At 65.8% G+C, this 11,844-nt stretch carries 13 protein-coding genes; 2 read left to right on the top strand and 11 right to left on the bottom strand.

The window, feature by feature from the left end:
* Positions 1-10: 10 nt before the first annotated feature.
* From QHG62_RS12070 to lexA, 5 genes are all read right to left on the bottom strand, one after another.
* Complete coding sequence (locus QHG62_RS12070; protein WP_281151068.1) at positions 11-1,531, bottom strand: 3-hydroxyacyl-CoA dehydrogenase; 1,521 nt, start codon at positions 1,529-1,531, stop codon at positions 11-13.
* A gap of 129 nt (positions 1,532-1,660) precedes the next feature.
* The gene (locus QHG62_RS12065; protein WP_281151067.1) at positions 1,661-2,818 is read right to left on the bottom strand and encodes an MFS transporter; all 1,158 of its coding nucleotides are present in this window, start codon (positions 2,816-2,818) and stop codon (positions 1,661-1,663) included.
* 60 nt (positions 2,819-2,878) lie between these two features.
* Entirely contained in the window at positions 2,879-3,886 is a 1,008-nt protein-coding gene (locus QHG62_RS12060) for a D-2-hydroxyacid dehydrogenase family protein (RefSeq protein WP_281151066.1), read from the bottom strand.
* A gap of 92 nt (positions 3,887-3,978) precedes the next feature.
* Positions 3,979-4,347, bottom strand: a complete 369-nt coding sequence (locus tag QHG62_RS12055) for a hypothetical protein (protein WP_281151065.1) — start codon at positions 4,345-4,347, stop codon at positions 3,979-3,981.
* Positions 4,348-4,485: 138 nt separating this feature from the next.
* Positions 4,486-5,160: a transcriptional repressor LexA gene (gene lexA, locus QHG62_RS12050; protein WP_093023612.1), complete on the bottom strand. Its 675-nt coding sequence runs from the start codon at positions 5,158-5,160 to the stop codon at positions 4,486-4,488.
* Positions 5,161-5,233: 73 nt separating this feature from the next.
* Between lexA and QHG62_RS12045 the strand changes: the two genes are divergently transcribed.
* Positions 5,234-6,223 carry an asparaginase gene (locus tag QHG62_RS12045; protein ID WP_281151064.1) on the top strand — a complete coding sequence of 330 codons (990 nt, stop codon included), beginning with the start codon at positions 5,234-5,236 and terminating at the stop codon, positions 6,221-6,223.
* 66 nt (positions 6,224-6,289) lie between these two features.
* On the opposite strand, the gene adk is transcribed toward QHG62_RS12045, so the two are convergent.
* The 6 genes from adk to QHG62_RS12015 all read right to left on the bottom strand — a co-directional run bounded on the left by adk (position 6,290) and on the right by QHG62_RS12015 (position 10,154).
* Positions 6,290-6,946 (bottom strand): adenylate kinase, encoded by a 657-nt coding sequence (adk, locus tag QHG62_RS12040; protein ID WP_281151063.1) that lies wholly within the window; start codon positions 6,944-6,946, stop codon positions 6,290-6,292.
* Between the two features lie 135 nt (positions 6,947-7,081).
* On the bottom strand, positions 7,082-7,852 hold the full coding sequence (gene kdsB, locus QHG62_RS12035) for a 3-deoxy-manno-octulosonate cytidylyltransferase (protein WP_281151062.1): 771 nt from the start codon (positions 7,850-7,852) through the stop codon (positions 7,082-7,084).
* Positions 7,849-8,031 (bottom strand): Trm112 family protein, encoded by a 183-nt coding sequence (locus QHG62_RS12030; protein ID WP_013541700.1) that lies wholly within the window; start codon positions 8,029-8,031, stop codon positions 7,849-7,851. Before QHG62_RS12030 ends, kdsB begins: the two co-directional genes overlap by 4 nt.
* Positions 8,012-9,034: a tetraacyldisaccharide 4'-kinase gene (gene lpxK, locus QHG62_RS12025; RefSeq protein ID WP_281151061.1), complete on the bottom strand. Its 1,023-nt coding sequence runs from the start codon at positions 9,032-9,034 to the stop codon at positions 8,012-8,014. Before lpxK ends, QHG62_RS12030 begins: the two co-directional genes overlap by 20 nt.
* Positions 9,035-9,460, bottom strand: coding sequence for an ExbD/TolR family protein (locus QHG62_RS12020; RefSeq protein ID WP_281151598.1), 426 nt, complete (start codon positions 9,458-9,460; stop codon positions 9,035-9,037).
* Positions 9,461-9,521: 61 nt separating this feature from the next.
* Positions 9,522-10,154 (bottom strand): MotA/TolQ/ExbB proton channel family protein, encoded by a 633-nt coding sequence (locus QHG62_RS12015; RefSeq protein ID WP_281151060.1) that lies wholly within the window; start codon positions 10,152-10,154, stop codon positions 9,522-9,524.
* A 313-nt stretch (positions 10,155-10,467) separates the two neighbouring features.
* Between QHG62_RS12015 and xseA the strand changes: the two genes are divergently transcribed.
* Complete coding sequence (xseA, locus tag QHG62_RS12010) at positions 10,468-11,778, top strand: exodeoxyribonuclease VII large subunit (RefSeq protein WP_281151059.1); 1,311 nt, start codon at positions 10,468-10,470, stop codon at positions 11,776-11,778.
* The last annotated feature ends 66 nt before the right edge of the window (positions 11,779-11,844 follow it).

The raw sequence follows: 11,844 nt of genomic DNA, 5'->3' as shown, positions 1-11,844 counted from the left end.
TGGCGTCCGTTTATTCTTCTTCGTGCAGCAGGCTCAGGCCAAGCGCACCGCGGCGGCGCAGCCACGGGCTCGGGCGATAGCGTGGATCGCCGTAGACGGTCTGCAGGTTGAACAGCACCTCGAGCATGTTGGTCGGGCCGTACAGGTTGCCCATGGCCAGCGGGCCACGCGGATAGCCCAGGCCCAGCTGCACCGCCGTTTCAAGATCGGCCGGCGAGCACACGCGCTGCTGGCACATGTCGGAGGCGATGTTCACGATGGTGCCGATCACGCGCTGCGTGACGAAGCCGCCGCTGTCGCGGATCACGCTCACGGCCTTGCCGTCGCGCGCAAAAAGGGCGTGCGCCGCATCGCGGATGTCGCGCCGCGTGGCCGGGTTTGTGGCGAGCACGCGGCGCTTGGTCGCGGCATCGTCGATCAGCATGTCGATGCCGACGGTGCGCGTCGCGTCCAGGCGCTCGACCGCGGCCACTGTGGTCACGTCGAAGCCCAGCGGCGCCACCAGGATGAGCGAAGTGGGCGCGGCGGTAGCGCCGCTGTCGATCTGGGCGCCCAGCGTATTCACCAGCCGCAGCAGCTCGGCGCGGCGCGCGGCGCGAGGCGAAACCCACACCGAGGGCAGCGCTGCCACGGTGGGAGGCGCGGCTTCGGCAGGCTGCTGCATCACGCCGTCGTTGTAGTTGTAGAAACCTTCGTTGGTCTTGCGGCCGAGCACACCGGCAGCGAGCCGCTGCGCGGTGATCACGCTCGGGCGGAAGCGCGGCTCCTCGTAGTACTGGCGATAGATCGACTCCATCACCGGATGCGACACGTCGAGCGCAGTCAGGTCCATCAGCTCGAACGGGCCAAGTCGAAAACCGGCCTGGTCCTTCAAGATGCGGTCGATGGTGGCGAAATCGGCCACGCCTTCGCCCACGATGCGCAGCGCCTCTGTGCCGTAGCCGCGGCCGGCGTGGTTGACGATGAAACCGGGGGTGTCTTGCGCCTGCACGGCGCTGTGGCCCATCTGCACCGCATAGCCGGCCAGCTGCTTGCAAACCTCGGCGGAGGTCTTGAAGCCCGCCACCACCTCGACCACCTTCATCAGAGGCACCGGGTTGAAAAAGTGAAAACCCGCCATGCGCTCGGGGTGCTTGAGGCCCGCAGCAATGGCCGTGACCGAAAGCGACGAGGTGTTGGTGACAAGGGTGGCCGTGGGCGCAACAACCGATTCGAGCTCACGGAACAGCGAGCGCTTGACCTCGATGTCTTCGACCACCGCTTCGATCACGAGGTCGCATGCAGCAAGGGCTGCCACCGAACCGACCGCCTTGACCCGGGCGATCTGCGCATCGCGCGCTGCGGCGTCGATCTTTCCTTTCTCGTGCAGCTTGTTCCATTGGGCAACGAGGGCTTCGCGCCCGCGCTCCGCCGCGCCTGCAAAACTGTCGAGCAGCAGCACTTCGCTGCCCGCTTGCGCGGCGATCTGGGCGATGCCTCGGCCCATGGCGCCGGCGCCGACGACGCCGATCCGGGTGTAGTTCACTGTCATTGGAAGAAGATTTTCGCTGGTTGAGGTGTATCCGGGCCTGATGGCAGGCGGGGCGCGGAGCTTGCACAGCCTTCGATTTTGCAGCCACCGGGCGCAGCGGCTTCCCGGGTTTTACGCGGGGCCGCGCTTTCAGGCCGCGCGGCGGCTGCGATCGATGGCCACGCTCAGGCCGATGGCGAGCAGCAGCAATGAGAAGCCGACCCAGTTCATCCAAGCCACCGCATCGTTGGCAAGCAGCCATCCGCCCAGCCCGGCACCCACCGCCTGCCCGATGTAGATGCCCGAGCTGTTGAGCGCCACGGAGCCTGGCGCAAGAGCAGGCGCCAGGCCCACCAGCCGCGCCTGCTGCGCCGAGTTGGTGGCAAAGCACCCCAGGCCCCACGGCACGAGAACGGCCGCCAGCCAGGGGAGGGTGCCTGCCCATGGCCAGAGAAAGAGACTGAGCGCGATCAGCGAACTTGTCAGCAGCACCATGCGGCCCGCGCCCGCGCGGTCGATGAAGCGGCTCACGAGCATGTTGCCCACCAGCCCGAAGGCGCCGAACAAGGCCCACATCAGGCTCAGCGTCGTGGGGTCTGCGCCAAAGTTCTGCTTCAGGATGGGGCCGAAATAGCTGAACAGGACGAATTGCCCGGCGCCCTGCAGCGCCGTGACCGAGACGATGCCCATCAGCACCGGGCTTCGCAGCACGCGCGACCACGCTGCCGCCGTGAGGGCAGCAGGCCGGATGCCGCTCGGAAGCGTCAGCCAGACGGACGCCGCACTCACCACGCTGAGCACTGCCACCGCCATGAAAGCCATGCGCCAGCCCAGGTGGCCGCCGATCAGCGCGCCCAGCGGCAGGCCCAGCACCGAGGCCATCGACCAGCCGAGAAAGACGAAGGTCACAGCCCGTCCGCGCTGCTCTGGCGCCACCAGCATGCCCGCGCACGCCGCGGCCTGTGGCGTGAAGACTGCAGGTGCCACCACCGTGAGCATGCGCACCGGCAGCAGGGCGCCAAAGCTCGGCATCAACGCCGAAACGATGTGCCCGGCGGCATACCAGACAAGGGTGAGGGCGAGCAGATGGCGACGGTCCCAGCCCGCGACAACAGCCGCCAGCAACGGCGCGCCGAGACACATCACGACCGCGGCAACCGTGATCAACTGACCCGCAGTTGCAACGGTCACCGCCAGCGACGTGCTGATTTCATTGAGCGTGCCGGGCACCACCATCACGCCCGTGCCGATCACGAAATTGCCGGCCAGCAGCGCCCAGAGCGCGCCCCGGGGCGCAGGGTGGCTCACCGGAGAACCTTTGCCTTCGGCTGCGGTATTCGCCGTGGGGCGGCCCGGCGGCTCATGAGCTCACCGGCGAACCTGCAGCGCGCCTGGATTCACGATGTTGGTGGGATTGCCCTTGATGAAACTCACCACATTGTCGAAGGCCTGCCCGAAATAGCTCTCGTAGCTGTCTTGCTCCACGTAGCCGATGTGCGGCGTGCAGATGCAATTCTCGAGGCGCAAGAGGGCGTGCCCCTGCAGCGGCGGCTCGCTCTCGAACACGTCGACGGCTGCCAGCCCCGGACGCCCGCGGTTGAGGGCGGCAAGCAGGGCATCGGGCTCGACCAGTTCCGCACGGGAGGTGTTGACGAACAGCGCCGTCGGCTTCATGCGCGAAAGGTCCTCTAGCGTGACCAGGCCCACGGTTTCCTCGTTCAGCCGCAGGTGCACCGACAGCACATCGGCGGCGGCAAAGAACTCGTGCCGGTTCTGCGCCACCTGGAAGCCGTCGGACCTGGCCTTGGCGCAACTTGCCTCGCGGCCCCAGATGACGACCTGCATGCCGAAGGCCTGCCCGTAGCGAGCCACCAGCTGGCCGATGCGGCCGTAGCCCCAGATGCAGAGCGTCTTGCCCTTGAGCACCGAGCCCAGTCCGAAGTTGGGCGGCATCGAGGCCGACTTGAGCCCCGATTGCTGCCACGCGCCATGCTTCAGGTTGCTGATGTACTGCGGCAAGCGCCGCATGGCCGCCATGATCAACGCCCAGGTGAGTTCGGCGGGCGCCTGGGGAGAGCCGGTGCCCTCGGCCACCGCCACACCCCGTTCGGTGCACGCAGTGACGTCGATATGGTTGCCCACCCGTCCCGTCTGCGAAATGAGCTTGAGCTTGGGCAGCTTTTCAATTAGCTGGCGCGAGATGTGGGTGCGCTCGCGGATCAGCACGATCACGTCGGCGTCCTTCAGGCGAATGGACAGTTGACCAATGCCCTTGACCGTGTTGGTGTAGACCTTGGCCGCGTACGCGTCCAGCTTGGTGGCGCAGCGCAGCTTGCGCACGGCGTCCTGGTAATCGTCGAGGATCACAATGTTCATGGCGTGCCATTGTGCCTCGCAGCATTGGCATGACGCGCGTGTGAACGTTTGGATACCCGCCCCGGGCAGTGGTCACCGGGGTTTGCATGGGGCTAGTGCAGGTGTGTGGAGGGCGCGGTGCTGGCGGCTTCCATGGCCTCGAGGGCCGCCAACCGGTCGAGTTCGGCGCAAACATCGGCCATGCGGCCCGAAATCACCATGCGGTTGGCGCTGCACTTTTCACCCCGGGGACCATCCACCACGCGAATGACGCGCAGCGGCCGTACGGGTGCCGGAGCGGCTTTGGGGGTGGCCGCGCCATGGGCGCGAGCCGTGCATGCCGGCCGGACCGCGACGTAGCGCAACCCTGCGGAGGCGCTGCCGTTGTCGCGGCGGCGCGGACGGCGCGCCGGCAGCAGCCGGTTTGCAAGCGTTTGCAGCGGCATCCACAAATCAGCGATGGCGAGGAGGGCGATTCCCATGTGAACTCCAAAAAAGTATGAGGTTGAACACAGGCAGGATTTCTTTGATCGGGCGCAACAGGGTGATGGCGACTTCGCGCCATACGCCCGCCACCTGTGGCGACCGGATAGGGTGCTGCTCTGGGCAGGCCGCAAGGCCTACATCAGCATGGTGTTGCGAATGAGGCCGACCGCCAGGCCTTCGATTTCGAAGGGCTCGCCAGGTTGGACCACGATGGTCGGATAGTCGGGGTTTTCGGCATGCAGTTCGATGACCTGCTTGTTGCGCTTGAGGCGCTTGACCGTGACTTCGTCGCCGAGGCGCGCCACCACGATCTGGCCGTTGCGGGCTTCCTTGGTGGCTTGCACCGCCAGCAGGTCGCCGTCCATGATGCCGGCGTCGCGCATGGACATGCCGCGCACCTTCAGCAGGTAATCGGGCTGGCGCTGGAACAGCGTGTTCTCGACATAGTAGGTTTGGTCGACGTGTTCTTGCGCGAGGATGGGCGAACCCGCCGCCACACGGCCGATGAGGGGCAGTGCCAGCTGCGCCATGCCGGGCAGTGAAAGCGAGAACTGGTTGTTGCGCGACTCGTTGAGCGAGCGCAGCGCATCGCCCTTGAGCCGGATGCCGCGCGAGGTGCCGCTGACGAGTTCGATGACGCCCTTGCGAGCCAGTGCCTGCAGATGCTCTTCGGCCGCGTTGGCCGACTTGAAGCCTAGCTCATTGGCAATTTCGGCTCGCGTAGGCGGAGCGCCGGTGCGTGCGATGGCGCTCTGGATCAGGTCCAGGATTTGCTGCTGGCGGGCGGTAAGCTTCACGGCGAACTGCATATGTTGTTCCTTGCGGCACTGGCTAGATATCCAGTACCTGTATTTTTAACCAGTTTTTAAAAGTTGGCAAGCCATGGTTAATTCGCTTTCGCCGAGCCTGCGGCGCATTGTGGTTCTGGGAATGGGCGGCACCATTGCCGGCCGCGCCGCGAGCGGCGGCGACAACATCGGCTACACGGCCGGGCAAGTTGGCGTGGCAGACCTGCTGGGCGGCATCGAGGCACCCGAAGGCCTGGAGCTCGGGGCCGAACAGGTGGCGCAGCTCGACAGCAAGGACATGGAACCCGGCGTCTGGCTGCAGCTCGCCCGGCGTTGCGCCTTCTGGCTGGCCGAGGCCGACGTAGCCGGCGTAGTGATCACGCACGGCACCGACACTCTGGAAGAGACGGCCTTCTTTCTTCAAACCGTGCTTTCACCCGGCAAACCCGTGGTGCTGACCTGCGCCATGCGTCCTGCTACATCGCTTTCGCCCGACGGCCCGCAGAACGTGCGCGACGCCATCGCAGTTGCGGCAACGCCGGCGGCACAGGGTGTAACGGTGGTTTGCGCGGGCGTGATTCACGGCGCCACGGATGTTCAGAAGGTGCACACCTACCGGCAGGATGCATTTGCATCGGGCGACGCCGGTCCGGTCGGCTATGTGGAAGAGGGCGCGGTACGGCGCCTGCGGGACTGGCCTCGATCACACGCAAGCAAGAACTCGCAAATCCTCGAAGCCAAGGAAGATGCCACGTCGCAATGGCCGAGAGTCGAAATTCTCACCAGCCACGCCGGTGCGAACGGGGCCGTCGTCGATTTGCTGCTTCAGGAGCGCGCAGCTGGCGTCGCCGAGCCGGTGCGCGGGCTGGTGTTGGCCGCGACTGGCAACGGCACGGTGCACCATGCGCTGGAGGCTGCCGCGCTTCGCGCGCAGGATGCGGGGGTCGCCGTGTTGCGCGCCACACGTTGCGCGAGCGGGCGCATTCTTCCGAGGCCTGATGACAAGCTGCGCGATGCCGGTGCCTTGACGCCGGTCAAGGCGCGCATTGCGTTGATGCTGGAACTGATCGAGAAGGCCGCCTGAGCGGCGGCAACACGCAAAACAGGCAAGCAGGCGGCGCAGCTGCAGCCGCGCGCCTGCGCGTGAACTTCAGTTGCTCAGTGCAGCCAGCGCGCGCTGGGTGATTTCTTCGACCGTGCCGACGCCCTTGATGGCACGGTATTTAGGCGCCGAAGCCGGATCGGCCTTGGCCCAGGCCGAGTAGTAGTCGACCAGCGGACGCGTCTGCTGGCTGTACACCTCGAGCCGCTTGCGCACGGTTTCTTCCTCGTCATCCTTGCGCTGGATCAGCTCTTCGCCCGTGACGTCGTCCTTGCCATCGACCTTCGGCGGGTTGAACTTGACGTGATAGATGCGGCCCGATGCGGGATGCGAGCGGCGGCCGCTCATGCGTTCGATGATGTCGCTGAAAGGCACGTCGATTTCGAGCACGTAGTCCAGCTTGACGCCCGCCGCCTTCATGGCGTCGGCTTGCGGAATGGTGCGGGGGAAGCCGTCGAACAGGAAACCGTCGGCGCAATCGGGTTGCGCAATGCGTTCCTTCACCAGGTTGATGATGAGGTCGTCGCTCACCAGGCCACCCGATTCCATGACCGCCTTGGCTTGCTGGCCGAGCGGTGTGCCGGCCTTGACGGCTGCGCGCAGCATGTCGCCGGTCGAAATTTGAGGAATGCCGTATTTCTGGCAGATGAAGGCCGCTTGCGTGCCTTTGCCCGCCCCGGGCGCGCCCAGCAAAATTAGTCTCATGGTGTCCTCGGACGGTTCTTAGATCTTGTGTCGCACCAAGCGGCGGCCCGGGAGCCGTGCAGGGCGGAATTGCGTCGAGGATAGCATGCGACAGCGTGAAGAATTTCCGTTACAGCCGCCCTGCGGCGCGATGCTTCAGGGCGTCGGCCTGGCTGCGAACAGTGCGCGCACGCGGGCCAGGTCTTCGGGCGTGTCGATGCCTGGGCCGGGAGCCGCATGGGTGACATGCACCGCGATGCGATGCCCGTGCCAGAGCGCACGCAGTTGCTCCAGCGCTTCGGTCGCCTCGACCGGAGCCGGCGGCAACGAAGGAAACTTGCGCACGAAACCCGCGCGGTACCCGTAGATGCCGATGTGGCGCAGTGGTGCCGGGCTAGGCAGCGCGGTTGGCACCCGGTTGACGGAACCATCGCGCCACCAGGGAACCGGCGCGCGGCTGAAGTACAGCGCATTGCCCTTTGCGTCGAGCACCGCCTTCACCACGTTCGGGTTCAGGAAGTCATCGAGCGAATCGATTTCATGGGCCGCGGTGCTCATGGCGGCCTCCGCGCGAAGGGCGAGCGCGGATGCAACAGCGTCGATCAGCGCAGGGTCGATCAGCGGCTCGTCGCCTTGCACATTGACGACGATGTCGCCGCCATCGAGTGCGAGTTGTTCGCAGGCCTCGGCAAGGCGGTCGGTGCCGCTCGGATGATCCTGGCGCGTGAGGATGGCCTCCACGCCGTGCTGCTTGCATGCCGAGACAATGGAAAGGTCGTCCGCTGCAACCACCACCCGCAGCGCGGTCGATTGGCTCGCCCGCTGCGCCACGCGCACCACCATGGGCAAACCGGCGATGTCCGCCAGCGGTTTGTTGGGCAGCCTGGTCGAAGCCAGGCGCGCCGGCACCAGAACGGTAAAGCTCACAGCCCCAGCTCTTCGTCGGACAGCGTGCGCGCCTCGTTCTCGAGCAGCACCGGAATCCCGTCTCGCACTGGATAGGCAAGGCGGGCGCTGCGCGAGCAGAGCTCCTGCTTTTCGGCGTTCCAGGTCAGCGGGCCCTTGGTAACGGGGCAGACGAGCAGTTCAAGCAGCTTGGTATCCATCGAGCGATGATAGCTTTGCGTCGAGCGCGGCGAAGAATTCCGGTGCGGGCTCGAAACGCAGCGGCACGGCAAGCGCGCCGGGTGCTTTGCGCCAGAGCTTGACCGCGTCTTTCTCGGTGCAGAGCAGCGGGTGTCCGGTATTGGCGGGCGCTTGCCAGTCGGCAAAATCGTAGTGGTCGGGTAGGGCGAAGGTCTCGGCCAGCGTGAGGCCGCGCGTGCGCAGCATGTCGAAAAACGCTTCAGGGCGTGCAATGGCTGCCAGTGCAGATACGGGCTTGCCCGCGAGAGCACTCAGCGGTACACGTTTGCCATCGCCCGTCATGGCCTCTTGCGCCAATGCGCGTGTCGCGGTGTAGCCACCGTCGAATGCCGGCCGCTCCCCGCTGTGAAGCACCAGGTCGCACCGGCGCGGCCAAGGCTCCCGCAACGGACCTGCGGGCAACCGCCAGCCATTACCGACGCCGCGGTCGTCAAACACGCAGATCTCGATATCGCGCGCAAGCGCAAGGTGCTGCAGCCCGTCGTCGCTCACGATGATTTGCGTGGCCGGATGCCGCGCCAGCAACGCCCGTGCGGCTTCGACGCGGCGCCGCGCCACGAAAACGGGCGCGCCGGTCGCATGGCGGATCAGCGCCGGTTCGTCGCCCACGTCCCGCGGGTCGCTTTCGTCCAGCACCTCACGGCAATCGTCGGTATGCCGGCCATAGCCGCGCGAGATCACCCCAACACGCAGCCCGCGCGCCTGCAGATGCCGAACCACGGCCATCACGACCGGTGTCTTGCCGGCACCGCCCGCAATGACATTGCCCACGACGATCACGGGAACCTGTACGCGTTCGGTTTTCAGCCATCCCAGCCGGTAGAACCAGCTTCGCAATGCGAAGAGCGCCGCATAGACAAGCGACAGCGGCCAAAGCAGCCAAGCCAGCACACCGCGATGCAGCCACGCGCGCTGCAGCCGCGAGGCCGATGCGCTGTGACTGCTGCTGCCGTAGGGCGGCACTCAGCGTCCCGCTTGCGCCGTCGATTGGGCTGCGAAGGTGATCTGCACCAGCCCGGCCCGGCGAGCTGCTTCCATGACCGTGATCACGGCCTGGTGCGGGCTGCTGGCGTCGGCGCTGATGATGACCACGCTGTCCTTGCCGCCCGTTGCTGCCGCGCCGAGAGCGGCGGCCACCGTCGCCACATTGCGGTCGGCAAGCGGCGTCTTGTTGATCGAGTAGCGGCCATCGGCCGACACCGCCACGATCACTTCCTTGGGATAGTCGCGCTGCGAGTCGACGTCCGCCGTTGGCAGGCGCAGCTGCATCTCCGTGAACTTGCTGTAGGTGGTCGACAGCATCAAGAAGATGAGAACAACCAGCAGCACGTCGATGAACGGGATCAGGTTGATCTCGGGCTCGTCCCGCGCGCCGTGGCGGAAATGCATGCGGCCGCGGCTCATGCCCGGTCTCCGTCAAGACCGGCAATGGCAAGCGTTGGGACGGCCATCATTTCCGCAGCGCGTTCAGATGGCGGGCAAAGCGCTCGCCCGACAATTCGAGATTCAACAGGTATTCGTCGACCCGGCTGCGGAAATAGCGCCAGAAGATCAGGGTCGGAATGGCCACGATCAGGCCGAAGGCCGTGTTGTAGAGCGCAATCGAAATGCCGTGCGCCAGCTGTGCCGGATTTCCGGAACCCACCGCACCGCTGCCGGGCGACTGCGAACCGAAGATTTCGATCATGCCGATCACAGTGCCCAGGAGGCCGAGCAGCGGCGCCGCCGACGCGATGGTCGCCAAGGCCGGCAGATAGCGCTCCAGCTTGTGCGCCACCGTGCGGCCCGAGGCTTCCATGGCCGCACGAAGGTCGTCTTCGGTGCAGCGGGGATTGGCGTTGAGTGCGCGAAGGCCGGCGGCCAGCACCTGCCCGAGCAACGAATTGCGTTCGAGCTTGGTCACTACGTCGGGGCCCGGAACCGAGCCGTGCGAGACGGTCATCGCCTCGTCGAGCAGTTTGGGCGGCAGGACCTTCACGGTCTTCAAGCTTGTGAAACGTTCTATAACCAGCGCGAGCGCGATGACCGAACAAGCGAGCAATGGCCAAATCGGCCAGCCCGCGGCAACTATGATGGAAAACAAGAAAATCCTCCGGCCCGTAGACTGCAAATGCGCGGCGATTATCCACCGAGCCCACCATCGCCATGCGGCTTGTTTGCTTGTAAGCAAAGACGCACAGATTCTGTGGATAACTTTGTGATTAACCCGTGGCGCAACGTGCCAAGACCCGCATGGCACGGGCTTTCCATTAGATCGATTGAATTTTGAGCAGCACTTTTTTCAATGAAATCAACGGCTTGCACGACAAACCGTGCGCCTGTTTCGTATCGGGCCCTCGCCGCCGGTGGGTGGCCGCTCACTGTGGAAGAGTGGTTGCCGGCCACTTTCGCGATTTGTGAACTTGCGTGAACCGAATGCCACACCCGGCCCGCGGATCTGGGCGGTAGGCGCGCTGTGCCGGGCGGTTGCCGATGCGCTCGACGCGCGGTTCAACCCGGTTGCGGTGCGTGGCGAAATCTCGGGTTTTTCGCGTGCCTCAAGTGGACATTGTTACTTCGCGCTCAAGGACCAGTCCGGCCAGCTGCGCTGCGCAATGTTCAGGCGGGCCGCCGGCCTGCTCGATTTTTCTCCGCGCGACGGGGACCAGGTCGAGGTGCGTGGGCGCTTGGCGGTGTACGAGCCGCGCGGCGACCTGCAACTGGTGGTCGAAAGCCTGCAGCGCGCCGGGCAAGGGGCATTGTTCGAGCAATTTCTGCAGCGCAAGGCGCGGCTCGAAGCCGAAGGGCTGTTCGATGCCGGCCGCAAGCGGGCGCTGCCCACCATGCCGCGTGCCGTGGGCTTGGTGACCTCGCTGGGCGCAGCGGCCTTGCACGACGTTGTCACCGCATTGCGGCGCCGCGTGCCGCACATTCCGGTGGTTCTGGCGCCAGCGGCGGTTCAGGGCGCAGGTGCTCCGGCAGAGCTAGTGCGTGCGCTGCAGTCGCTCTACGCATTGGAGCCCGCTGTCGATGTCATCCTGCTGGTGCGAGGCGGTGGCTCCATCGAAGACCTCTGGGCTTTCAACGACGAAACCCTGGCTCGCACCATTGTCCAAAGCCCGGTCCCGCTGATTTGCGGGGTGGGGCATGAAACAGACTTCACCATTGCTGACTTTTGCGCCGATCTGCGCGCACCCACGCCCACGGCCGCCGCGGAACTCGTCAGTGCCCCGCAGGCGATGTGGCTCGGCGCACTCGATCTGCTGGGTGAGCGGCTCAGCGACGCAGTGGGTACCCGGCTGGATGTGTTGGGCCAGCGGCTCGACCAGGCGGCCGCGCGGCTTGGACGGCCTTCGACACTGGTGGCCCGCCAGCAGCTTCAATTGGCGCACCATTCCCAGCGCCTGCGCTATGCGTTGCTATCGAGAACCGAGCGCCTTGCGCATGTGCCGCGCGCCATTTCCGCCGATTTCCCGTTGAAGCTCGAACGCGCGCTTGCGCAGCGGCGCGAGCGGCTCGAGCGCGTGGCCTTGCGCCTTCGGCTGCTCGATCCGGCGCTGGTGCTGCAGCGTGGCTATGCCTGGCTCACCGGCCCCGACGGGCGCGCGATCGTCAGTGCAAAGAAGCTGAAGGCCGGTGATGCCGTGGTCGCGCGGCTCGCCGATGGCTCGGTCGACCTGACCGTAAGGTCCGGCGAAACGGGACCGCGTCCGACGCCGGGCGCGTGATTCCTTTCTAGAATCCGCGATCCCTTATACGGCGCGCCCTCCCGGAGATTTCGCTAGGCAGCAGCT

Source organism: Variovorax paradoxus, from assembly GCF_029919115.1.
Taxonomy (GTDB): domain Bacteria; phylum Pseudomonadota; class Gammaproteobacteria; order Burkholderiales; family Burkholderiaceae_C; genus Variovorax; species Variovorax paradoxus_O.
Note: the sequence above shows the minus strand (reverse complement) of the source record. Positions and strands in the feature narration are given on the sequence as shown.